At 64.6% G+C, this 23,256-nt stretch carries 24 protein-coding genes and 1 other RNA gene; 19 read left to right on the top strand and 6 right to left on the bottom strand.

The genetic code is table 11. The annotated features are described in order from the left end of the window. Positions 1 to 46: 46 nt before the first annotated feature. The 10 genes from QM672_RS27540 to ruvB all read left to right on the top strand — a co-directional run bounded on the left by QM672_RS27540 (position 47) and on the right by ruvB (position 6,644). Positions 47 to 298: a DUF4164 family protein gene (locus QM672_RS27540; RefSeq protein ID WP_376717717.1), complete on the top strand. Its 252-nt coding sequence runs from the start codon at positions 47 to 49 to the stop codon at positions 296 to 298. 1 nt (position 299) lies between these two features. Continuing rightward, entirely contained in the window at positions 300 to 665 is a 366-nt protein-coding gene (locus QM672_RS27535) for a cell division protein ZapA (RefSeq protein ID WP_068285691.1), read from the top strand. A gap of 198 nt (positions 666 to 863) precedes the next feature. Further along, a non-coding RNA gene (gene ssrS / locus QM672_RS27530) (6S RNA) lies at positions 864 to 1,021 on the top strand. A gap of 37 nt (positions 1,022 to 1,058) precedes the next feature. Then, the gene (locus tag QM672_RS27525) at positions 1,059 to 1,637 is read left to right on the top strand and encodes a 5-formyltetrahydrofolate cyclo-ligase (RefSeq protein WP_311939962.1); all 579 of its coding nucleotides are present in this window, start codon (positions 1,059 to 1,061) and stop codon (positions 1,635 to 1,637) included. A 1-nt stretch (position 1,638) separates the two neighbouring features. Next, complete coding sequence (locus QM672_RS27520) at positions 1,639 to 2,457, top strand: TIGR00282 family metallophosphoesterase (protein WP_311939964.1); 819 nt, start codon at positions 1,639 to 1,641, stop codon at positions 2,455 to 2,457. Between the two features lie 140 nt (positions 2,458 to 2,597). Next, positions 2,598 to 3,344: a YebC/PmpR family DNA-binding transcriptional regulator gene (locus QM672_RS27515; RefSeq protein WP_415086449.1), complete on the top strand. Its 747-nt coding sequence runs from the start codon at positions 2,598 to 2,600 to the stop codon at positions 3,342 to 3,344. A gap of 107 nt (positions 3,345 to 3,451) precedes the next feature. Next, positions 3,452 to 3,961, top strand: a complete 510-nt coding sequence (ruvC, locus tag QM672_RS27510) for a crossover junction endodeoxyribonuclease RuvC (protein WP_311939967.1) — start codon at positions 3,452 to 3,454, stop codon at positions 3,959 to 3,961. 99 nt (positions 3,962 to 4,060) lie between these two features. After that, positions 4,061 to 4,873, top strand: coding sequence for an isocitrate lyase/PEP mutase family protein (locus tag QM672_RS27505; protein ID WP_415086448.1), 813 nt, complete (start codon positions 4,061 to 4,063; stop codon positions 4,871 to 4,873). A gap of 83 nt (positions 4,874 to 4,956) precedes the next feature. Continuing rightward, on the top strand, positions 4,957 to 5,574 hold the full coding sequence (ruvA, locus tag QM672_RS27500) for a Holliday junction branch migration protein RuvA (RefSeq protein WP_311939970.1): 618 nt from the start codon (positions 4,957 to 4,959) through the stop codon (positions 5,572 to 5,574). Beyond that, the gene (ruvB, locus tag QM672_RS27495; protein ID WP_311939972.1) at positions 5,571 to 6,644 is read left to right on the top strand and encodes a Holliday junction branch migration DNA helicase RuvB; all 1,074 of its coding nucleotides are present in this window, start codon (positions 5,571 to 5,573) and stop codon (positions 6,642 to 6,644) included. The genes ruvA and ruvB overlap by 4 nt, the downstream gene beginning before the upstream one ends. A gap of 170 nt (positions 6,645 to 6,814) precedes the next feature. On the opposite strand, the gene pal is transcribed toward ruvB, so the two are convergent. Beyond that, complete coding sequence (gene pal, locus QM672_RS27490; protein WP_068285675.1) at positions 6,815 to 7,345, bottom strand: peptidoglycan-associated lipoprotein Pal; 531 nt, start codon at positions 7,343 to 7,345, stop codon at positions 6,815 to 6,817. A 361-nt stretch (positions 7,346 to 7,706) separates the two neighbouring features. On the opposite strand from pal, the gene QM672_RS27485 reads away from it, so the two are divergent. From QM672_RS27485 to QM672_RS27460, 6 genes are all read left to right on the top strand, one after another. Beyond that, positions 7,707 to 8,756 carry a sulfate ABC transporter substrate-binding protein gene (locus tag QM672_RS27485; RefSeq protein WP_415086447.1) on the top strand — a complete coding sequence of 350 codons (1,050 nt, stop codon included), beginning with the start codon at positions 7,707 to 7,709 and terminating at the stop codon, positions 8,754 to 8,756. Positions 8,757 to 8,973: 217 nt separating this feature from the next. Next, positions 8,974 to 10,014: a sulfate ABC transporter substrate-binding protein gene (locus QM672_RS27480; protein WP_415086446.1), complete on the top strand. Its 1,041-nt coding sequence runs from the start codon at positions 8,974 to 8,976 to the stop codon at positions 10,012 to 10,014. Between the two features lie 202 nt (positions 10,015 to 10,216). Next, entirely contained in the window at positions 10,217 to 11,071 is an 855-nt protein-coding gene (gene cysT / locus QM672_RS27475; RefSeq protein ID WP_394313031.1) for a sulfate ABC transporter permease subunit CysT, read from the top strand. Then, complete coding sequence (gene cysW, locus QM672_RS27470; RefSeq protein WP_311939976.1) at positions 11,064 to 11,969, top strand: sulfate ABC transporter permease subunit CysW; 906 nt, start codon at positions 11,064 to 11,066, stop codon at positions 11,967 to 11,969. Before cysT ends, cysW begins: the two co-directional genes overlap by 8 nt. Beyond that, positions 11,935 to 13,092: a sulfate/molybdate ABC transporter ATP-binding protein gene (locus QM672_RS27465; RefSeq protein WP_415086443.1), complete on the top strand. Its 1,158-nt coding sequence runs from the start codon at positions 11,935 to 11,937 to the stop codon at positions 13,090 to 13,092. The genes cysW and QM672_RS27465 overlap by 35 nt, the downstream gene beginning before the upstream one ends. A gap of 235 nt (positions 13,093 to 13,327) precedes the next feature. Continuing rightward, positions 13,328 to 14,344 carry a bile acid:sodium symporter family protein gene (locus QM672_RS27460; RefSeq protein WP_311939978.1) on the top strand — a complete coding sequence of 339 codons (1,017 nt, stop codon included), beginning with the start codon at positions 13,328 to 13,330 and terminating at the stop codon, positions 14,342 to 14,344. 139 nt (positions 14,345 to 14,483) lie between these two features. Here QM672_RS27460 and tolB read toward each other — a convergent pair whose 3' ends face one another. From tolB to ybgC, 5 genes are all read right to left on the bottom strand, one after another. After that, complete coding sequence (tolB, locus tag QM672_RS27455; protein ID WP_415086491.1) at positions 14,484 to 15,812, bottom strand: Tol-Pal system beta propeller repeat protein TolB; 1,329 nt, start codon at positions 15,810 to 15,812, stop codon at positions 14,484 to 14,486. Between the two features lie 43 nt (positions 15,813 to 15,855). Then, positions 15,856 to 17,223, bottom strand: coding sequence for a cell envelope integrity protein TolA (gene tolA / locus QM672_RS27450; RefSeq protein ID WP_415086441.1), 1,368 nt, complete (start codon positions 17,221 to 17,223; stop codon positions 15,856 to 15,858). A gap of 140 nt (positions 17,224 to 17,363) precedes the next feature. Then, on the bottom strand, positions 17,364 to 17,819 hold the full coding sequence (locus QM672_RS27445; protein WP_311939984.1) for an ExbD/TolR family protein: 456 nt from the start codon (positions 17,817 to 17,819) through the stop codon (positions 17,364 to 17,366). Between the two features lie 40 nt (positions 17,820 to 17,859). After that, a complete protein-coding gene (tolQ, locus tag QM672_RS27440) occupies positions 17,860 to 18,579 on the bottom strand; it encodes a protein TolQ (RefSeq protein WP_068285660.1) in 720 nt (239 codons plus the stop codon). 579 nt (positions 18,580 to 19,158) lie between these two features. Further along, the gene (gene ybgC, locus QM672_RS27435) at positions 19,159 to 19,602 is read right to left on the bottom strand and encodes a tol-pal system-associated acyl-CoA thioesterase (RefSeq protein WP_376717721.1); all 444 of its coding nucleotides are present in this window, start codon (positions 19,600 to 19,602) and stop codon (positions 19,159 to 19,161) included. Positions 19,603 to 19,790: 188 nt separating this feature from the next. On the opposite strand from ybgC, the gene ybgF reads away from it, so the two are divergent. From ybgF to QM672_RS27420, 3 genes are all read left to right on the top strand, one after another. Then, a complete protein-coding gene (ybgF, locus tag QM672_RS27430) occupies positions 19,791 to 20,951 on the top strand; it encodes a tol-pal system protein YbgF (RefSeq protein ID WP_367625442.1) in 1,161 nt (386 codons plus the stop codon). Between the two features lie 65 nt (positions 20,952 to 21,016). Then, the gene (gene tilS, locus QM672_RS27425; protein WP_415086437.1) at positions 21,017 to 22,072 is read left to right on the top strand and encodes a tRNA lysidine(34) synthetase TilS; all 1,056 of its coding nucleotides are present in this window, start codon (positions 21,017 to 21,019) and stop codon (positions 22,070 to 22,072) included. 244 nt (positions 22,073 to 22,316) lie between these two features. Next, the coding region (locus QM672_RS27420) for an ATP-dependent metallopeptidase FtsH/Yme1/Tma family protein (protein ID WP_415086435.1) at positions 22,317 to 23,256 on the top strand (940 nt) is incomplete at its 3' end.

The following is a 23,256-nucleotide window of genomic DNA, read 5'->3' as shown; positions in this document are numbered from 1 at the left end:
CCGCCATAGGGAAAGAGTGAGTAGGCCCTTGTCTGTGGATGCAGCCTTGCAACGATTGAATACGGCCCTGGCCCAGCTCGAGGAGGCCGCCGAACATCGCGCGGAACTCGATCGCACCATCGGCGGACATCGCATCGAAGTGCAGGCACTCTCGGAGGATCGCAACCGTCTGGCTCTGGAACTCGACGCGAGCTATGCACGGTTCGCTGCTATGGAAACCGCCAATCGCGATGTATCGCGACGCCTCGACCAGGCGATGGATTCCATCCGTTACGTGCTTGAGCCGCAGGACAGCTAGCATGGCGCATGTATCCGTTACCATTGCGGGCCGCGCCTATCGCATGGCGTGCGACGAGGGCCAGGAAGAACATCTCCTCGGCCTCGGTCGTCAGCTCGACGCCAAGATCGATGCCCTGCGTTCCTCTTTCGGCGAGATCGGCGACATGCGCCTTGCCGTGATGGCCGGCATCATGGTCGCGGACGAATTGTCGGAAATGCAGCGGCGGGCGGCTTCCCTGCAGCATGATCTCGATGAATTGCGCCAGACCCGCGACAATGCGCTGCAGCGCGAGCAGCAGACCCAGATGCGCGTGACGCAGGCCCTGACGGATGCCGCCAGCCGAGTCGAGAAGCTGATCGATTCCTTGTCCAAGACCGGCGTCTAGCGCTTCCGTATTTTCTGGGATCGCAGGCATCCCTGCCTGCTCTTGGAAACACTGTGCTTGCAGAAACGGCAGACAATCGCGACATGCAAGCACGTCGCTGAGATGCCTGCGATCCCGGGAAGTCCGCGCTCCGGGAAAACGCCTGAATATTTTCATCGACCTCTGGCGCTCGCACCGTCTCGCCCTTATTATCTCGGTGCGGTGCTGCCTGGTTCGTCAGGACAACTGTATCCCCGGGGCCATACGACTCCCAAGGGAGCTGTCACTGTTCTCGCTCGAGGGCTTGGACATTACGGCGCCCACCTACATCAGTAGGCGCCCGGGATCGAACCGTCCAACGGCCGAGGTGGCCCGCTCCCTCCTCATTCCAAATTTGTCTTTGCCAAGCGTGTAATGGCTTCCACCGATCACAAGACCCAGTTGCGCCACAAGGCAATGGCGGCGCGCTCAGAGATCCGCGGTCATCAGCGCCAGGCAGCGACGGCCAGAGCCGCCCATCACGCCTTCAGCCGCCTGAAATACACCAGCGGCATCGTCGGCCTCTACCAGGCTTTTCGCGACGAGATCCATCCGGACGAGATCGCCGAACGCCTGCACCATACGGGCCGCAGGCTCGCTTTGCCGACTACGCCTCGCTATGGCCACCCCCTCACTTTCCGCTCCTGGGCGCCGGGCGACCCCCTGGTGGTCGGTCGCCACAACATTCCCGAGCCTGCGCCCGAGGCGGAGGAAGTCCACCCGCAGGTGCTGCTGGTGCCCCCGGTCGCTTTCGATCGCCGCGGCTACCGCATCGGCTATGGCGCGGGCTTCTACGACCGCACCATTCCCCAATTGCGGGCAATGCACCCCGTCTTCACCCTCGGCTATGCCTTTGCCTGCCAGGAAGTCGCGTTCCTGCCGTCCGAGCACCATGACGTGCCGCTCGACGCCATCGCCACCGAAAACGAAATCATCACAGTGACGGGGCGTTGATATGCGTCTGTTGTTCTTGGGGGACATCGTCGGCCGCACCGGTCGCAATGCCGTGATCGAACGCCTGCCGGGCCTGCGCGAAGCCTGGAAGCTCGATGCGGTCATCATCAATGGCGAGAACGCCGCCGGCGGCTTCGGCCTGACCGAGGCGATCTTCGACGAGGTCGTCGCCGCCGGTGCCGATGTGGTCACGCTCGGCAACCATTCCTTCGACCAGCGCGAGGCCCTCGTTTTCATCGAGCGAGCCCCAAGGCTGATCCGCCCGGCCAATTATCCCAAGGGCACGCCGGGGCGCGGCGCGACCCTGGTGGATCTGAAGAACGGCACCCGCCTGCTCGTCATCCAGGTGATGGGCCGCGTCTATATGGATGCACTCGATGACCCCTTCGCAGCCCTCGAGCGCGAGCTCGCCGCCTGCCCGCTCGGCCTTGGCGCCGATGCGGTGGTGGTCGACGTGCATGCCGAAGCCACCAGCGAGAAGCAGGCGCTCGGCCATTTCGCCGATGGGCGGGCCAGCCTGGTGATCGGCACCCATACCCATGTGCCGACGGCCGATCATCAGATCCTCAGCCATGGCACCGCCTATATGTCGGATGCCGGCATGTGCGGCGACTATGACAGCGTGCTCGGCATGGACAAGGAGGAGCCGGTGCGCCGCTTCATCCAGAAGACGCCGGGCCTGCGCTTCGAGCCGGCGACCGGCGAGGCGACCCTGTCGGGCCTGGCGGTGGAGACTGACGACCGTACGGGCCTGGCGGTGAAGATCGCCCCGGTGAGAATCGGTGGAAAATTGTCGCAGGCCGAGCCGGCGTTTTGGTGAATCCACGGCAAACGACGCGGCGGGATGGATTTTTCTCGCCACCAATTCTATAAGCCGCGCCACAATTGCCGATCTTCGGACCGGCGTTTCATTCGGCTCGTACTTCACCGAGTCCCCAAGACGACATCAAGGCAAGACATATGGCCGGTCATTCCCAGTTCGCCAACATCATGCACCGCAAGGGCAAGCAGGATGCCAAGCGCTCGAAGCTCTTCTCCAAGCTCGCCCGTGAAATCACGGTGTCGGCCAAGCTCGGCCTGCCCGACCCGAACATGAATGCGCGCCTGCGCGCCGCCGTGCTGGCCGCCCGCGCCGAAAACATGCCCAAGGACAATATCGATCGCGCCATCAAGAAGGCAGCTGGCGCCGATGGCGAGAACTATGACGAGATCCGCTATGAGGGCTATGGGCCCGGCGGCGTGGCGCTGATCGTGGAAGCCCTCACCGACAACCGCAACCGCACGGCCTCCGACGTGCGCTCCTATTTCACCAAGGCCGGCGGCAACCTGGCCGAGACGGGCGCGGTGTCCTTCATGTTCGACCGCGTCGGCGTGGTCGAGTACGACGCCGACAAGGGTTCGCCCGATGCCATGCTGGAAGCGGCGCTGGAAGCCGGCGCCGACGATTGCGCCTCCTCCGAGGAGGGACACGAATTCATCTGCGCCGCCGAGAACCTTGCCGAAGTCACCAAGGCTCTGGAAACCCAGCTCGGCGAAGCCCGCAAATCCGGGCTGGTCTGGCGTCCGCAGAACACCATCGCCGTCGACGACGAGACCGGGGAGAAGCTGATGCGCCTGGTCGACAATCTCGACGATCATGACGACGTCCAGCATGTCTACGCCAATTTCGAACTCTCCGACGCGCTGATGGCGAAACTGGCGGAGTAAATCGGAACGCGGACATCTCAGCGACATGCTCGCATGTCGCGATGTCCGCTCTTGGAAGCCCGACCTTTTTTCGAAGAAAGAGCGGACAGGATGTCCGCGCTCCGATCATGTCACAGACCCCCATCCGCATCCTCGGCGTCGACCCAGGCCTGCGCCGCACCGGCTGGGGCGTGATCGAGGTGCTGGCCAACCGGCTGTCCTTCATTGCCTGTGGCACGGTGTTTTCCGACGACAATGAGGAGCTCGCCCACCGCCTGCTCGAGCTGCATACGGGCCTCACCGAGGTAGTGACGCGTTTCGAGCCGGACGAGGCGGCGGTGGAGAAAACCTTCGTCAACAAGGATGCCACGGCGACCCTCAAGCTCGGCCAGGCTCGCGGCATCGCCATGCTGGTACCGGCCCAGGCCGGCCTCGCCGTCAACGAATATGCACCGAACCTGGTCAAGAAGACCGTGGTGGGCTCCGGCCATGCCGACAAGAAGCAGATCCGCCTGATGATCAAGGTGCTGCTGCCCAAGGCCGATCCGAAGTCGGACGACGCGGCCGACGCCCTCGCCGTCGCCATCACCCATGCCCATCATCGCACCAGCCACAATCTGGCAGCGCTCCTGAAATAGGCTCCAGGCCGGCCGACGGCTGGCGGTCCCGGGAAATTGCGCTTGCCTCCCGCGATCTCCATCCTTAGAACAAATCGTGAATTTATCCGAGGATTCGCCATGACCCAGGCCAGCCGCGCCGCCGTCTTCTCCGAACTGCATCAGCGTCCCGAACTCTTCCTCATTCCCAATGCCTGGGATGCCGGATCGGCGAAATTGCTGGATTCCCTCGGCTTTTCGGCGATCGCCACCACCAGTGCCGGCCTGGCCTTCACGGTGGGTCGCAAGGACGGCCAGATGTCGCGCGAGGAAACCCTCGCCAATGCGCGAGCCATCGTGGAGGCGACCAGCCTGCCGGTAAGCGCCGATCTCGAAAACGGTTTCGGCGACGCTCCCGAGGACTGCCAGCTCACCATCCTTGCCGGCATCGAGGTGGGGCTTGCCGGCGGCTCGATCGAGGATGCCACCGGTCGGCCCGACCAGCCGATCTATGAATTCGGCCACGCCGTCGACCGGGTGCGTGCAGCGGCAGAGACGGCACGCGCCGGGGGTTTCGTGCTCACCGCCCGCGCCGAGAACTTCCTGCACGGCATCGCCGACCTCGACGACACCATCCGTCGTCTGCAGGCCTTCCAGGAAGCGGGGGCGGAGGTGCTCTACGCACCGGCCCTGACCCGGCTCGACCAGATTTCCAGCGTGCTTAGCTCGATCGACAGGCCGCTCAACGTCCTGTTCACCGTGGGCGGCCAGGATTTCACCGTTGCCGATCTCGCCAGGCTCGGCGTGCGCCGCGTCAGTGTCGGCGGCTCCTTCACCCGGGCGGCTTTCGGCGCCCTGAAGCGGGCTGCCCTCGAACTGCGCGACCAGGGCACCTTCGGCTTTGCCAAGGACGCCATGACCTATGCCGAACTCAGCGCCCTGTTCGGCAAGTGAGAAACCCTGGGGCCGCAGGCGACCAGGATCGCCCCATGCCGCGAATCACGGCAAAGCGCTAGAACTGCCGTGAGAGGACCTTCATGATCGGCAAATTGCGCGGCATCGTTGACAGCTATGGCGAGGACTGGGTGATCCTCGACGTGCAGGGCGTGGGCTACATCGTCTATTGTTCCAGCCGCACGCTCGGCACCCTGCCCTCCCCGGGCGAGGCGACCATGCTCGCCATCGAAACCCATGTGCGCGAGGACCAGATCCGCCTGTTCGGTTTCTCCAGCGACAACGAGCGCGACTGGTTCCGCCTGCTGCAGACCGTGCAGGGCATCGGCACCAAGGTGGCGCTCGCCATTCTGTCCACGCTCAAGCCCGCCGATCTCGCCTCCGCCATCGCCCTCGGCGACAAGGGGGCGGTGGCGCGCTCGCCGGGCGTCGGTCCGAAGGTCGCCCAGCGCATCGTCACCGAGCTCAAGGACAAGGTGCCGAGCTTCGGCCACGTCCCCGCCGACGTCATCGGCCTGCAGGCCGATCTCGGCGAGCAGCGCGCTGCCGGCCCGGTCAGCGATGCGGTATCGGCCCTGGTCAATCTCGGTTACGCCCAGACCCAGGCCTCGGCCGCCGTCGCCGCCGCCTTGCGGGAAGCGGGTGAAGGCGCCGAGACGGCCAAACTCATCCGCCTCGGCCTGAAGGAATTGTCGCGATGAAGCCCACGCGCAAGAACGCCGGCGGCGAGGCGCCCAAATCCGCCCGCCTCTTGAGCGGCGATTCGCGTGACGAGGATGCGACCGACTCCAAACTGCGCCCGCAGGACCTCGGCGAGTTCGTCGGCCAAGCCAAGGCGCGTGAAAACCTGTCCATTTTCATCGAGGCCGCCCGCAAGCGCGGCGACGCCCTCGACCATGTGTTGTTCGTCGGGCCGCCAGGTCTCGGCAAGACCACCTTGGCCCAGATCGTCTCGCGCGAACTCGGCGTCAATTTCCGCGCCACCTCCGGGCCGGTGATCGCCAAGGCCGGCGATCTTGCCGCTTTGCTTACCAATCTGGAAGAGCGAGACGTCCTGTTCATCGACGAGATCCATCGCCTCAATCCGGCCGTGGAGGAAATCCTCTACCCAGCCATGGAGGATTTCCAGCTCGACCTCATCATCGGCGAGGGACCGGCAGCGCGATCGGTGCGCATCGATCTCGCCAAGTTCACTTTGGTGGGCGCCACCACCCGGGCCGGCCTGTTGACCACACCGCTGCGCGACCGCTTCGGTATTCCGATCCGCCTGCAGTTCTACACGGTGGAGGAGCTCGAGCTGATCGTGAAGCGCGGCGGCCGGGTGATGGGCACGCCGATCGCCGAGGACGGCGCCAACGAGATCGCCCGCAGGGCTCGCGGCACCCCTCGCATCGCCGGCCGCCTGCTGCGCCGCGTGCGCGACTTCGCTTCGGTGCTCGGCGCCGAAACCATCACCAGAGCCATCGCCGACAAGGCCTTGAGCGCGTTGGAAGTCGACCAGGCCGGGCTCGATGCCATGGACAATCGCTATCTCAACCTGGTGGCGCTGAGCTTCGGCGGTGGCCCGGTGGGCATCGAGACGATCGCCGCCGCGCTATCCGAACCGCGCGACGCCATCGAGGACATCATCGAGCCCTATCTGATCCAGCAGGGCTTCCTGCAGCGTACCCCGCGCGGCCGGGTGATGACGCCGCATGCCTATCGCCATCTGGGCCTGGCGGTACCGAGTTCTACACCACCGCAAATGCCGCTGTTCGGCGACGAGGATTGACGCAACTTTTGAAAAGCAAGAGGCGGACAGAATGTCCGCGGTCCCAGCCTTGACGTTGCCGTTGCAAACCTCGCAAGGTTCGTGTGGTCAACGCATCGGCTGGGACCGCGGACATTCTGTCCGCCTCAAATACACGCAGGATCAGGCGGGTCCGAAGACCCGCCTGCAACTCAGGAATTACCGCCGTTCAACACGGTGACGGCGCGGCGGTTCTGCGACCAGCAGGAGATGTCATTGCAGGTCGCGACCGGGCGCTCCTTGCCGTAGGAGATGGTGCGCATGCGGCCACCGGAAATGCCCTGCGCCATCAGATAGTCGCGCACCGACTGGGCACGGCGCTGGCCGAGGGCGAAGTTGTAGTCACGCGTGCCGCGCTCGTCGGCATGGCCTTCGATGGTCACGGAGTAGCGCGGATAGGCCTTCAGCCACTGAGCCTGCTTGTTCAGCGTCTGCTGGCCCTCGGGGGTGATGTCGGACTGGTCGACCAGGAAGAGCACGCGATCGCCGACATTCACGACGAAGTCCTGCTGGCTGCCGGGCGATGCAGCACCGCCCGCTCCATAGCCGCCGCCACCGGCACCGCCGGGGCCACCGAGACCGTCGCCGGCACCCGACTTACTCTTACAGGCCGCCAGTGCGAGCACGCAGGTCAGTGCAGCGGCGAAGCGCAGTGCAGGGACCGCGCGCAGGGACGTCATCATTCCGGTTACTCCTCCGGTCGTCAGAATTGGTAAATCAGCCATAGCGAAAGCTGGTTAATCGAACGTTCTGGAAACACGGCTCGCGACGATTTCTTGGCGGTCGCGCAGCCGTCGCGCCTCACTGCAAGAGCCAAACTGCCACTATGGTTAACCAAGTGCTGATCAATTCCGGCACAATGGTGGCCCCGGCTGGGCTCAAGCGAGGCGCACCGTCATTCTCGACCACTGTCGCATTCATGTCACACATCCCCAGCGTGTGAATTGATTTATAACACCATTACTCTATGCATTTTATAGATTGACAAGGTTGATTGATTTAGTGGAGATTTGGCCAAGCTTCTCTCGACTGGAAACCGAACCCATGACGATCAAAACGCTTCGCCTGGCGCGCCTGAGGGATACGCTCGGCGTCCTCCTGGTTCTCGGCCTCGTGCTCTGGCTGATTTTCGGCGCGCTCGCCGGGGCTCGCGCTGCCGAATTGCTGAATGTCTCCTACGACCCGACGCGCGAGCTCTACAAGGAGGTCAACACGGCCTTCATCGCCGACTGGAAGGCCAAGGCTGGCGAAGATCTCACCATCAAGCAATCACATGGCGGCTCCGGCAAGCAGGCGCGCTCGGTCATCGACGGCCTCGAGGCCGATGTGGTCACCCTCGCTCTATCCGGCGACATCGATGCCATCGCCACGGCGACCAAGAAGCTTCCCGACAATTGGCAGTCGCGTCTGCCGCACAATTCCTCACCCTACACCTCCACCATCGTCTTCGTGGTGCGCAAGGGCAATCCCAAGGGCGTCAAGGATTGGGACGATCTGGTCAAGCCCGGCATCGCCGTGATCACGCCCAATCCCAAAACCAGCGGCGGCGCGCGCTGGAACTATCTGGCGGCCTGGAGCTATGCCTTCGACAAGAGTGGCGGCGACGAGGCCAAGGCCCGCGATTTCGTGGCCGCCCTCTATCGCAACGTTCCGGTGCTCGACTCGGGCGCCCGCGGTTCCACCGTCACCTTCGCCCAGCGCGACACCGGCGACGTGCTGATCGCCTGGGAAAACGAAGCCTTCCTGACGCTGCAGGAGTTCGGCGCCGACAAATACGAGATCGTCTCGCCCTCCTCCTCCATCCTGGCCGAGCCGCCGGTCGCCATCGTCGATGCCAATGTCGACGCCAAGGGCACCCGCAAGCAGGCCGAGGCCTATCTCAACTTCCTCTACACCCCGGCCGCCCAGAAGATCATCGCCCACAATTTCTATCGGCCGATCGATGAGAAGGCCGCCGATCCGGCCGACCTCGCCCGCTTTCCCAAGCTCAAGCTGGTGACGATCGACGACGCCCGCTTCGGGGGCTGGAAGACCGCCCAGCCCAAGCATTTCGGAGATGGCGGGGTCTTCGACCAGATCTACAAGCCGCAATGAGGCAGCGCAGCAATTTTTCGGGGCGGGTCTTCAGACCCGCCTTTTTTGTAGGTGCGCCGGTTCCAGGCGGGTTTGGAGACCCCCCAGGAAATCATATAACACATTATTCTTGTGGATTTTATCACATTTAACACATTGACAATGTCGATTGATTTAGTGGATATATGAAGAAGTTGTAAATTCTCCTTTCCCACTTCCAGGTTGTGAAATGAACGGCATGACCAGCCTCACCCGCCTTCGCGACACCCTTGCCGTGCTGCTGGCCCTCGGCTTCGTGCTGTGGATGACCTTCGGCGCGCCTTCGCGCGCTCACGCCGCCGAGCTCCTCAACGTCTCCTATGATGCCACGCGCGAACTCTACAAGGAGATCAACAAGGCGTTCGCGGCGGATTGGAAGGCCAAGACAGGCGAGGACCTCACCATCAAGCAGTCCCATGCCGGTTCCGGCAAGCAGGCCCGCGCCGTCATCGACGGGCTCGACGCCGATGTGGTGACGCTGGCCCTGTCCAACGACATCGACTCCATCGCCAAGGCGACCAAGAAGATCCCGGAGAACTGGCAGTCCCGTCTGCCGCGCAATTCCACGCCCTACGCCTCCACCATCGTCTTCGTGGTGCGCAAGGGCAATCCCAAGGGCATCAAGGATTGGGGTGACCTCGTGCGCCCCGACATTGCCGTGATCACCGGCAATCCCAAGACCGGCGGCGGCACGCGCTGGAACTATCTGGCCGCCTGGGGCTATGCCTGGGACAAGACGGGCGGCGACGAGGACAAGACGCGCGAATTCGTGGCGGCCCTCTATCGCAATGTGCCGGTACTCGACAGTGCCGCCCGCGGCGCTACCATCACCTTCGCGCAGCGCGAGGTGGGTGACGTGATGATCGCCTGGGAGAACGAGGCCTTCCTGACGCTGAAGGAATTCGGTGAGGACAAGCTCGAAGTCGTGGTTCCCTCGATCTCGATCCTGGCCGAGCCGCCGGTCAGCATCGTCGACGCCAATGTCGACGCCAAGGGCACCAGGAAGCAGGCCGAGGCCTATCTCGACTTCCTCTACACCCCGGCCGCCCAGAAGATCATCGCCCATAACGGCTATCGTGCCAGCGACGAAGCCGCCGCCGATCCGGCCGATCTCGCCCGTTTCGCCAAGCTGAAGCTGTTCACCATCTCCGATCCGCAATTCGGCGGCTGGGCCAAGGTCCAGGCCAAGCATTTCGCTGACGGTGGCATCTTCGACCAGATCTACAAGCCGAAGGGGTGAAAACCTTCTCCCCTTGCGGGATCTGGCATTTCCTATGGAAGTGCCTTAGGTGGCGCGCAGCGCCGGACGAGGGGTCTTGCGACCTGCCCGGTACGTCTTGCGGCCGCGCGACGAGATAGCGCATCGTTTCACCCCTCATCCGCCCCTCCGGGGCACCTTCTCCCACAAGGGGAGAAGGAAGTCGCCCCACCAGGAACCGCCCATGGCTCTTGCCGCCACCTTGCGAGCTCCCTTCGTCAAGCCGAACGCCCTGCCGGGCTTCGGGCTGACGCTCGGCTACACGATCTTCTATCTCAGCCTGATCGTGCTGATCCCCCTAGCCGCGCTGCTGCAGAAGGCGGCCGTACTCGGCCCTTCCGGCATCCTGGCCATTGCGGCCGAGGGACAGGTTGCCGCGGCCCTCAAGGTCACCTTCGGCATTTCCCTCATCGCCGCCCTGGTCAATGTCGTCTTCGGTGTCATCGTCGCCTGGGTGCTCGTGCGCTATGACTTCCCGGGTAAGCGCCTGGTCGACGCTGCGGTGGACCTGCCCTTTGCCCTGCCGACGGCCGTGGCGGGCCTCGCTTTGTCGAGCCTCTACGCATCCAATGGCTGGATCGGCCAGTTCTTCGCTCTTGCCGGCATCAAGGTCGCCTTCACCACCAAGGGCATCTTCGTTGCCTTGGTCTTCATCGGCCTGCCCTTCGTGGTGCGCACATTGCAGCCGGTGCTGGCCGAGATCGACAAGGAGATCGAGGAAGCTTCCGCCACGCTCGGCGCCACCCGTTTCCAGACCGTGACGCGCGTGCTGCTGCCCCCGCTGCTGCCCGCCGTGCTGACCGGCTTTGCCCTCGCTTTCGCCCGCGCCGTCGGCGAATACGGTTCGGTGATCTTCATCGCCGGCAACATTCCCTATGTTTCGGAGATCGTGCCCAGCCTGATCTTCCAGAAGCTCGAGCAGAACAAATATGCCGATGCCGCCGCCATCGCCATCATCATGCTGGCGATCTCCTTCGCCATGCTGCTGGCGATCAACCTGATCCAGGCCTGGAGCCGCAGGAGGATGGGCGATGCCTAATTCGACCTCCGAACTGGCGATCGAGCTTTATCGCGAACCGCCCGTCAGCCGTGAACATGCCGTCACCACCGAGACATCCTGGGTCCGCCGCGTGCTGATCGGCATCGCCCTGGTCTTCCTCGCAGCCTTTCTGGTGATGCCGCTGATCGAGGTGTTCTACCAGGCCTTCCGCAGCGGGGCCGCGGCCTATTTTGAATCCTTCGAGGATCCGGACACCCGCACCGCCGTGTGGATGACCGTTATCGTCGCCCTGATCGCCGTGCCGCTCAACATCGTCTTCGGGGTGATCGCGGCCTGGGCCGTAGCCAAGTTCGACTTCAAGGGCAAAAGCCTGCTCATCACCTTGATCGACCTGCCCTTCTCCGTCTCCCCGGTGGTGGCGGGCCTGGTCTTCGTGCTGCTGTTCGGCGCGCAAGGCCTGCTCGGTCCCTGGCTCTCCGCGCATCGCATCCAGATCATCTTCGCTCTGCCCGGCATCGTGCTCGCCACCATCTTCGTCACCTTTCCCTTCGTGGCGCGCGAACTCATCCCGCTGATGCAGGCCCAGGGCAAGGCCGACGAGGAAGCCGCGCTGACCCTCGGCGCCTCGCCGCTGAAAATGTTCTGGACGGTAACCATCCCCAATATCCGCTGGGGCCTGCTCTATGGCGTGCTTCTGTGCAATGCCAGGGCGATGGGCGAGTTCGGCGCGGTCTCGGTGGTGTCCGGCCACGTCATCGGCGGCACCAACACCATGCCGCTGCATATCCAGATTCTCTATGAAGGCGGAGGCTCGGCCGCGATCGCCGCCTTCGCCGTCGCTTCCCTGCTCGCAATGCTCGCGCTCGTCACTCTCGTCGCCAAGACCATCCTCGAATGGCGTTATGGCGACGAGTTGGCGCATGGCGCCAAACACTGAGGACCGTCCCATGGACATCCGCGTAACCGGCCTGACCAAGAGCTACGGCGTCTCGCCGGCCCTGCACGGCATCGACCTCGAGATCAAATCCGGCGAGCTCCTCGGCCTGCTCGGCCCCTCAGGGTCGGGCAAGACCACACTGCTGCGCATCATCGCCGGGTTGGAGCGCCCGACCACGGGCACCGTCTTCTTCGGCGCCGACGATACCGCCGGCCTCACCGTGCAGGAACGCCGGGTCGGTTTCGTGTTCCAGCATTACGCGCTGTTCCGCCATATGAGCGTGGCCGACAATGTCGCCTATGGCCTGCGCGTGCGCCCCCGGGCCAAGCGGCCGGCCGAGGCGGAGATCGTCAGGCGCGTCAACGAATTGCTCGATCTCGTGCAGCTCGGCGCCTTCGGCCAGCGTTTCCCCTCCCAGCTCTCCGGCGGCCAGCGCCAGCGCGTCGCCCTCGCCCGTGCCTTGGCTGTCGAACCCAAGGTGCTGCTGCTGGACGAGCCTTTCGGCGCCCTCGACGCCAAAGTGCGTAAGGATCTGCGCAGCTGGCTGCGCACCATCCACGACAAGACCGGCCACACCACCATCTTCGTCACCCATGATCAGGACGAAGCGCTGGAACTGTCGGACCGCATTGCCGTGCTCGACAAGGGCCGCATCGACCAGCTCGGCGTGCCCGACGAGATCTACGACCATCCGGCCACGCCCTTCATCTTCGGCTTCATCGGCGAGTCCAGCCGTGTGCCGGTGGCGATCTCGCAGGGACGGATCCTGCTCGACGGCACGGCCCTGCCCTTCAATGCCGACGGCCTGCCGGACGGGCCGGCCAGCCTGTTCGTGCGCCCGCACGACGTCACGCCGGTCGACCCGGGCGCATCGGCTCTCAATGGGCTGATCGTGGCGCAGCGCCGCGTCGGCGCCACCCGCCGCCTCGAGGTCGCCCTCGGTACCCAGGGCACGGTGGTGGAGGTCGACACGCCGAGCCTGCGCAGCAGCGAGAACAACAAGCCGGTCGGCCTCAAACTGCTCAACGCCGCCGTTTTCGCCGCCAATGGCGAGGCCCGCTATTTCCGCGGCGCGGCCACGGAGCCGGTGGTGGTCCGGCCGAGCGCCTTCCAGCGCGCCTGAGCCTACCGATGCCGTGGAGCGGCTGCATCTCCAGTACCCTCGGCCCTACGGCGCGTGCATAGCAGGTCTGCACCGGCACGCGCAGCTGCGAGTGAGGCTTCCGCCCCTCGCAAGGATGGGTTAACGCTGGGCGGCGTTCCAAGGCAGCGGTTCCGGCGCCAGCCCATGAGGCAACGCCGTCTTTCCCGGTCAGGTGGTCATCAACTTGCTTTCGCGCTTCCGCCCCGACAATTTCATGCTGATGCTTCTGGGCGTCGTGGCGTTGGCGAGCTTCCTGCCCATTGCAGGACGGCCAGCCGAAATATTCGCGGCCCTGGCCAATGGTGCGATCGCGCTGCTCTTTTTCCTGCACGGCGCCAGGCTTTCGCGCGACACGGTGATTGCGGGCCTGTCGCACTGGCGCCTGCACCTGACCATCCTGCTCGCAACCTATGCCCTGTTTCCGGTGCTGGCGCTCGCGCTCGATTATGGCCTGGTCTCGGCGCTGACGCCGACGCTCGCCAGCGGCATCCTCTTTCTCGCCATCCTGCCCTCGACGGTGCAGTCCTCGATCGCCTTCACCTCGATAGCGGGCGGCAATGTTCCCGCTGCCGTCTGCGCGGCATCGGGCTCCAACATTCTCGGCATCTTCATCACGCCGCTGCTGGCCGGCCTGCTCTTCGCCTCGCGCGGCGTGGGCTTTTCGGGCTCGGTGCTGATCACCATCGTCACCCAGCTCCTGCTGCCCTTCGTGCTCGGCCAGGTGCTGCAGCCCTGGATCGGCGGCTTCGTGCGCCGGCACCGCTTCGTGCTGAGCTTCGTCGACCGCGGCTCGATCCTGATGGTGGTATATCTGGCCTTTTCCGAGGCCGTCACGGGCGGGCTGTGGCGGCAATTCTCGGCCACGGCCCTACTCACCATGGTGTTCGTCGATGCCGCCCTGCTCGCTTTGGTGCTGTTGATCACCACCTATGGCAGCCGCCGTCTCGGTTTCTCCAAGGAGGACGAGATCACCATCGTGTTCTGCGGCTCCAAGAAGAGCCTGGCCACTGGCGTGCCGATGGCCACCGTGATCTTCGCCGGCCAGAACATCGGGGCCATCGTGCTGCCGCTGATGCTGTTCCACCAGATCCAGCTGATGACCTGCGCCATCCTAGCCCAGCGCTATGCCCGCCGCCTCAAGGCCCTCGCCGCGAGCAAAGAGGAAGACCCCACCGAGGATTGGCCCGAAATCGAGCCCGGTGCTCAGGAAGCGTCATCCCGGGCCAAATAAAAACCCCTCCCCGGCATTGAAACCGGAGAGGGGAACATTCGCATGCTCGAGCATCCTGCCCGTTCTTCCTATAACCCAAACGCTGCGTTTCCAGGCACGGGCCGGATGACCCACGCCCCCCCGGAGCTCGCCCCCGGCGTCAGGCCTGCTTGGACAAGGAGGCGGACCAAGCCGGGTCAGAGGCAAAGCCCTGCGTCGGCACCCGCTGCTCAGGCGTGCCGAAGATCGAGGCCTGCCAGAGCTGCGGCCCCTGGCCGAGATCGCGGAACCACATCAGATAGAGGCCGTTCGGCGCCCAGGTCGGGCCTTCATTGTGGAAGCCCTCGGTGATCATGCGCTCGCCCGAACCGTCGGGATTCATGATGCCGATGCCGAACTGCCCCCCCTTCTGGCGGGTGAAGGCGATCAGGTCGGAGCGGGGCGACCAGACCGGCGTGGAGTAGCGGGCACCGCCCTCGCCGGAGGTGATGCGCTGCTGGTTTGAGCCGTCGGCACCCATGATGTAGATCTGCTGGGTGCCGCCGCGATCGGACTCGAACACGATACGGCCGCCATCCGGCGAATAGGAAGGCGAGGTATCGATCGCGCTGCCATTGGTGAGCTGCGTCGCCTGTTTCGTCTGCAGGTTCAGCAGCTGGATGGTCGAGGAACCGTTTTTCTCCAGGCTCATGATGACCTTGCGCCCGTCCGGCGAAAAGCGCGGCGAGAAGGTCATGCCGGGGAAGTTGCCGACAACCTGGCGCTGGCCGGTCTGGACATTGGTCAGGAAGACGCGCGGATCGGCATCAGCGAAGGAAAGATAGGTCAGTTCCTGCGTGGTCGGCGAGAAGCGGGGCGTCAACACCAGATCGGTGCCGCGGCTGAGATAGACGGTGTTGGCACCGTCCTGGTCCATCACAGCGAGGCGCTTCACCCGCTTGTCCTTGGACCCGGATTCGGAGATGAAGGCAATGCGCGTGTCGAAGGGACCGGGTTCGCCTGTTACCGCCTTGAACACGGCATCGGCAGCGACATGGCCCAGTCTCCGCCAGCTGTTGGCCGGTGCGGAGAACTGCTGGCCGGCAATCTGCCTACCCTGCGCGACATCCCAGACCCGAACCTGGATGCCGAGGCCGCCGCCTGCGGGCACCACCTGGCCTGCGACGACCACCTGTGCGTTGAGAGTCTGCCAGCTGCCGAAATTCGGCGTGGCATTGGGGCCGACCTGTTCGACGAAGGCCTTGGAATCGATCGGCTGGAACAGGCCGGAGCGGCTGAGATCGTTGCTGATGATGCCGGAAAGATCGCGCCCACTGCCGCTGATGCCCATGACGGCAACCGAGACGGGCTGGATACCGCCCTGACCTCGGCCCCTGAGTTCCAGGATGGGAGCAGCCGACTGCGCCCAGGCCGGCATGGCCGCGAGGCCTGCGAGCGCAGAAATCGCCCCAGCGCCAGCCTGCATAAATCCGCGTCGATTCAGATTCATTCGCATGTGTCTCTCGTCACGTTCGGCCATGTTGCCCGGAAGATCAGAAGCCGCCGGGTTCATGGGTGTAGTTGAATTCTTTCCATGCCGCGTAGGTCTGCGGATTGAACGGCAGGGGGTTGTCGGCGGTGATGCAGCGCTTGATCGCCCGGATCAGGGCATTGCCGGTCGCAGCATCGCTGGAATTCACCAAGGTCGGGGCAGCAGCAAGGGTACCGTCGGAGTTCATCGACAGCTTGACCTTGGCAAAGGCCGAGCCTGCATTCACGCCGAAGTTCGGCGGCATGCAACGTGTTACCTGCTTCTCGACCATCCGCCCCATTGCAGCCTGCTCGCTCAGGCTGAGCCTGGGCGCATTGGCCTCCGGCCTGCCGGTTGACGCGGTCTGGCCGATATTGTCGCGGGTATTGCCAGCACGGCCAGACGGCTTGCTCGGCGTCGTGGCAGGGCCGTTGCTGGCAACCTGCTGACCTTCCTTGGCCTTACGCTTGGCCAGGATGCCGTCGATGCCATCGAGCTGCTTAGCATTCTTCGCGGCTGCGGCCTGCTTGGCTTCCTGCGCCTTCTTGTCGGCAATCGCCTTGTCGATGGCGGCCTGTCGCTCGGCGTCAGCCTTGGTCTTGGCATCGGCCAGTTGCTTCTGCTTCTCGGCTTCGGCTTTCTTGGCGGCCTCGGCTTCAGCGATCTTGCGCTGCTTCTCGGCCTCAGCCTTCTTGGCGGCCTCCGCCTCCGCGATCTTGCGCTGCTTCTCGGCTTCCGCCTTCTTGGCGGCCTCCGCCTCGGCAACCTTGCGCTGCTTGTCGGCTTCCGCCTTCTTGGCGGCTTCCGCAGCCTCGGCGAGCTTCTGCTGGCGCTCGGCTTCCGCCGCTTCCTTGGCCGCAGCCTCGGCCTTGGCGGCAAGCTCGGCGCGGGCCTGCGCCTGCGCCTTGGCGGCGGCATCGGCGGCAGCCTTGGCTTGGGCCGCCTTCGCGGCAGCGTCCGCCTTGGCCTGTGCAGCCTTGGCCGCAGCTTCGGCCTTGGCCTGTTCCTGCGCCTTGGCGGCTGCCTCGGCAGCGGCAGCAGCCTGCGCCAGCTTGGCGAGGGCCTGCGTGTCCGGTTTCGGATCGGGCTTTGGCGTCGGCAAGGGCGGCGGGGCGTCGTCGGAATTGTCGGCGACTTCGGCATCCGGCACGTCGCGCGTCGGCGGAGTCGGCGTAGCCTGCGCCTGCTGCGGCGCTTCCTGCCCGCCGCCACCACTGGCCGACGGTGTCGGATCGCCCTTCATGATCTGGTCGTATTGTTCCGGCGTGACCATGTCCACCGGGACGGCCGGGGCCGAGTCGAGCGGCTTGGCGGCCGGAAACGCGAACAGCAACGCTCCCAGCAAAATTACATGCACCGCCGCCGAAACGGGAAGTCCATAATCACGCATCGTACTCAAACCGGCCTTTCAAACCCCAACCCCGACGTCTTCGTTCGCCCCTTCGACGTCGCCAAGCCATCCCTGTCTCTGTGTCATCCGCCTACCCATGCGGTCATCGGTCGAGACAGGGGAATGTGAATGCCCCGTTCCTAGCTCTGCGGCTGGGTCACCAGCGCGGCCTTCTTGAATCCGGCGCCGGTGATGTCGCTCATCACCTTGGCGATCTGATCCCAGCTCGCCTTGCCGTCGCCCTTGACGAAGATACGCTCATCCGCCCCAGCCCCGTTCTCCGTCATCGCCTTGAGGCGACCGAGCAGATCAGGCTCCGGCTTGTCGCTGTCATTCAGATAGGACTGGCCGTCCGCCTTGATGGAGACGGTGATCGGGCGCTTGTCCACCGAGATGGCCTTCGCCTGGGTCTGCGGCAGATCGATATCGACGCCCTGGGTCAGCAGCGGCGCGGCGACCATGAAGATGATGAGCAGCACCAGCATGACGTCGATGAACGGCGTCATGTTGATATCGGCGATCGGCGCCTTGTGACGGCGCCGGCGGCGCGTCCCGCCGCCCGAGCCGCCGGATCCTGTCGCAACACTTCCACCCATGATGCTTTCCTTGAGATGAAGGACCGAACGAGGTGACCGCTTAGGCGGCCAGGCGCTCGTCGATCTGGCGCGACAGGATGGCGGAGAATTCGTCGGCGAAGCCTTCCAGGCGAGCCTGCTGCTTGGCGACTTCCGCGTTGAACTTGTTGTAGGCGATCACCGCGGGAATGGCGGCGACCAGGCCCATCGCCGTGGCGAAAAGCGCCTCGGAAATGCCGGGCGCCACCGCTGCCAGCGAGGTGTTCTTGGTGGCCGCGATCGACTGGAAGGCGGTCATGATGCCGACGACCGTGCCGAACAGGCCAATGAACGGGCTGGAGGAGCCGACGGTGGCGAGCACCAGGAGCTTGGATTCAAGACGCTCCACCTCGCGCTGAACGGTGACATCCATCACCTTCTCGATGCGCGCCTGCAGGCCGAGGAAGGAACGGCCGGGCGATTCGAGCGAGCGCTTCCATTCGCGCATGGCCGAGACGAACAGGCCGGCCATGCCGTAGTTCTGGCGCTGCGACAGCGAGCGATAGAGCTCTTCCAGGCTCTGGCCCGACCAGAACACCTGCTCGAAGCGGTTCATGGCGGCGCGCGACCGGGAAAACAGGATGGCCTTGTCGATGATGATGGCCCAGCACCAAACCGAGGCTGCCATCAGGCCCAGCATGACGATCTGGACGACCAGACCGGCATTCATGATCAATCCGAGCAGGCTCACATCGGTTACCGGAGCCAGGGCCGTCTGGGCCATATCGGCGGTCGCTTCCATTCCTTCAATTCCTCGTCCTGAGGCCGGCGGGCCAAAGCCGATCCCGAGGATCGGCGTCTTCTCAGTCTATCCGGTCCGCGGAGGATCGGCACATTCGTAGCCAGGCAGATCCGCGCAAGATCGGCCTATTCGCAACAATACTCGGCGAGTTCGATCCCGATCCTGAGCTTCAAGCCAAGATCAAGCCTGCCGAAGGCGTTTTGCTCTAGGGCGCCGCCCCGGCACACACCAAACGTTACTCGGGAAATCCACGCGCCTGATTGTGCAGAGCAACAACTCCAGGCGTCACGGGCTCCTTTTGACGTTTGAATGTGACCGCAGTGCGGCACCCCTTCCCAACCGCGATAAACGGCGGATTCCAGGCCTATTGATCATCGGTACCGTTAATGTCGGGTTACGGCCGGCTTCGATTCGCGAATTCTTATTTACGATGCGCTGCAACATTGATGGCAGCGACTTCAACGCTGGCCGATTACTGATTCCGACTGATGCGTTCCGCGATTTGAGGACAACGACCCAAACCGCGAAGAAGTGTCGAAACAAAAGGTTCGAGCCAAAAAGCGTTCACGCCTCGAGCCATCATGCTTTGGACAGCACAGTGCGCAGACTCTCCGGCAGACGCTGGGGCCTGCCGTTACGGATACATACCACCAGCACCTTGGCAGTGGTCAGGACTTCCTCGCCCCGCCGGATCGACTGTTCGAGGTGCAGCGAAGGCCCGCGCACCTCGCCAGCCTTGGTCTCCACCTCGATGATGTCGTCCATCAAGGCAGGACGCAGGAATTCAACCTGGATCGAACGTACGGCGAAGGCGATTCCCTCCTCGCGGTGAAGGGCGAGTTGGTCGACGCCGAGCGCGCGGATGAACTCGGTCCGCCCGCGTTCGAAGAAGCGCAGATAATTGGCGTGGTAGACGATACCGGAGAAATCGGTGTCCTCGTAATAGACCCGAAGAGGCAGCCTGTGGCAGATATCGTTAAGCACGCCACCGAAATTTGGCGGGGTTTGCGCCTTTTCTATCATGGGGAAAGCCGTTTGTTCAAAGTTTCGCCTGACTTGACCTGTGTGGTATCGACGTGACCGGAGCATGATGCGTTGTGGTGAGAACGCGCCTTGCTCGAATGCCGAGTTTCGACCCATCCTTGCGATTTACGGCGATTCCGCCAGATCGCAGAACGCCTTGGATTGATTGCAACCGAATGAGCCGCCCTATGCTCCGCCCCGCTTCCGCCGCGCTTTTGCTGGCCGTGACCCTGGCCCTGCCCTCGGGCCCGGTGCGCGCAGCGTCCTATGACGAAGGACTGATGCCGCCCGGCAGCGTCGGGCAGGACCAGTCCGCGCAGGATAATGGCTACACGCCCGACCAGCCCTATCCGCAGCCGCCTGCCCAGGCCGCGTATCCTGCCCAAACCGAGTATGACGGCAACGTCACCGGCTCGACCGCCGAGCCCCCCCCGGCGGCCACGGCTGCGGCACCCAGCCCGTCGCAAGGCGGCTATGTCGTGGCCCAGGAATCCACCATGGGCGATCTCCTCGTACGCGTACAGCGGCTGGAGGGTGAGAACCGCCGGCTGCTCGGCACCGTCGAGGATCTGCAGTCGCAGGTGCGCCGCCTCCAGGATGACATGAAGCGCCAGCAGGAAGATACCGAATATCGCCTGCAGGCCCTTGAAGGCGGTGGTGGCAAGGCGTCCGCTCCGAAGCCGGCCCCCAGCACGCCTTCGCGCCAGAAGAGCGGTCAGAACGCCCCTCCCGCCACGCAGCCCAACTCCCTGGGCAGCCTTCCCGCCGGCGGCGGCAACGATGTCGCCATGCAGGACTCCACCGGCGACGTTCCCGACCAGGCTCCGCCGCCCTCGACGCCGCGCCCGCGCAACTCCACCGTCTCCCCCGGCCTGCCGGGCATTGCCGTCGACACGTCGCGGCCGATGGCGAGCAATGAACCCAATGCCGGCGCCGAGCCGGCACCCGCAGCCCCGGCAACTCCGGAGGCCGAATACGCCGCCGACTATCGCTTGATCGAGACCCAGCGCTACGACCAGGCCGAGGCTGCCTTTCGCAACTTCATCGCCAGCCACCCCAAGGACAAGCGCGTGCCCGACGCCGTGCATTGGATCGGCGAGAGCCTCTATCAGCGCAAGCAATATACCGATGCAGCCGAGCAGTTCCTGAAGGTCACCAAGACCTACGCCAATTCCAGGCGCGCGCCGGCAAGCATGCTCAAGCTCGGCATCACATTGGCGGCCATGGGCGAGAAGGATGCGGCCTGCGCCGCGCTTCAGGCCGTCGGCAGCAAATATCCCAAGGCCGGCCCGACCATTCTCAGCGGTGCCGATCGCGAGATCAAGAAGAACGCCTGCAAGGTCGGGTGATCCCGGCCTTCGGCGCCCGGGACACCGCCATGGCGGATGCCGGTCATGCATCCGGGAGCCGTGCCTTGTCCGCACCCATTGCCCTGGGAGAGCTTCGCACCCTCCTTGCCGATTTCGGCAATCGTACGCATGTCATCCTCGCGGTCTCGGGGGGCGCCGATTCCACCGCCCTGATGTTGCTGGCCGCACGCTGGCGCGAGCAAAACCCGCAAACTTGCCTCACCGTCGCAAGCATCGATCACGCCCTGCGTCCCGAAAGCGCCGGGGAATGCCGTATCGTTGCCATGAGGGCCACGGAACTCGGCCTGCCCTGCATCATCAAGCGCTGGGAGGGCGACAAGCCGGCCGCACGCCTGCAGGAAGCAGCCCGCAACGCCCGCTATGCCCTGCTGGCAGAAGCCGCGACCGAAATCGGAGCGGATGCGATCGCCACGGCCCATACGCTCGACGACCAGGCCGAAACCGTGCTGATGCGCCTGATGCACGGCTCTGCCGTCGACGGCCTGGCCGCGATGCGCCCCGTCATGCCTCTGGCTGGTCTCAGCCTCATCCGCCCCCTGCTCGGCACGACCAGAGCCCGGCTGGTGGCGACCCTGCAGGCCGCCGGCATGGCCTGGCTCGAGGACCCGTCCAATCGCAATGCCCGATTCGAGCGCGTACGCCTGCGCGCCCTTCTGGCCCAGCTTGCCCCGCTCGGCCTCGATCCGGAGCGCCTGGGCCTGCTCGCCCGCCGGGCCGCACGCAGCAGCGACGCGCTGGAAGCCATCGCGGCCGAGCGTTTCGAGGTTCTGGTCCGTCGGGAGCAAGACTGCCTGCGGCTCGACGGCCGCGGCCTTGCGGCCTGCCCCGCCGATATCAGGCTGCGCATCCTGGAGCGGGCGGTGCTCGAGATGCGGGACAGAAACGCGGGATCGGCCTATGGCCTGCGCCTCGAACGCCTGGAGGCACTGGCGGCGGCGCTCGACCAGGTTCTCGACCAACCTCTCGACCTGGGCGACGGCCAGGGAGCCCACTGGCAGCGCAGCCTCGGCGGCACCCTGCTGCGGCTGGACAAGTCCGGCAATCTCCAAGTCACCCGCGAGCCTGAACGCCGACGCGGCATCACGAAAACCAAGATGTAGAAATTGTCATTTTCCGCCAGCCCTGCCCTAGAAGCGGCAAAATAATGGCCTATTTCAAGAAATTAGCGGCGCATGCGCCACTCGAATCTTCACCGTGACAAGCCCTCGGCACTTCTGTAAGGGAGCGCAGGGCTATCTATCCCACGGGCTTGCCTTGGCATTTGGCTCGCCTGTGCCTATTTTAGCCGCGATATGCTGTGGCGTCTCCTGCAGAAGGCAGGCCGTCCGCCGCGAAAGGCGAGAGATGAACGCGAACTTCCGAAATTTTGCGCTTTGGGTGATTGTCGTGCTGCTGCTGCTGGCACTCTTCACCCTGTTCCGGCAGACGGGCAGCCAGAGCGCCGCCGCCGACGGCTCGATCTCCTATTCGGAATTGGTGAAGTCCGCCAAGGAAGGCAAAATCAAGGATGTCACCATCCAGGGCAGCGAGCTCAAGGGCACCTACGTCAATGGTGGCACGGGCTTCACCACCCAATTGCCCAATGATCCGAATCTGGCCAAGACGCTGAACGACCTCAACGTACAGGTCAGCGCTGCCCCGCCCGCCGAGACGCCATGGCTCCTACAGCTGTTGCTGCAGGCCCTGCCGATCCTGGCGCTGATCGGCGTGTGGATCTTCCTGTCCCGCCAGATGCAGGGCGCCGGCGGCAAGGCCATGGGCTTCGGCAAGTCCAAGGCCAAGCTGCTGACCGAGGCCCATGGCCGCGTCACCTTCGATGACGTCGCCGGCATCGACGAGGCCAAGGAGGACCTGCAGGAAATCGTCGAGTTCCTGCGCGATCCCCAGAAGTTCCAGCGCCTGGGCGGCCGCATTCCGCGCGGCGTGCTGCTGGTCGGGCCTCCCGGCACCGGCAAGACGCTGACGGCGCGTGCTGTCGCCGGCGAAGCCAATGTGCCTTTCTTCACCATTTCCGGCTCCGATTTCGTCGAGATGTTCGTGGGCGTCGGCGCCAGCCGCGTGCGCGACATGTTCGAGCAGGCCAAGAAGAATGCGCCCTGCATCATCTTCATCGACGAAATCGACGCCGTCGGCCGCCACCGTGGCGCGGGCCTCGGCGGCGGCAATGACGAGCGCGAGCAGACGCTGAATCAGCTGCTGGTCGAGATGGACGGCTTCGAGACCAACGAAGGCATCATCATCATCGCGGCGACCAACCGCCCCGACGTGCTCGATCCTGCCTTGC

It is taken from the genome of Labrys sp. (in: a-proteobacteria), from assembly GCF_047605565.1.
In the GTDB taxonomy this organism is placed as follows: Bacteria; Pseudomonadota; Alphaproteobacteria; order Rhizobiales; family Labraceae; genus Labrys; species Labrys neptuniae.
The sequence above is the reverse complement of the archived record's forward strand: the minus strand, read 5'-3'. Positions and strand labels throughout refer to the sequence as shown.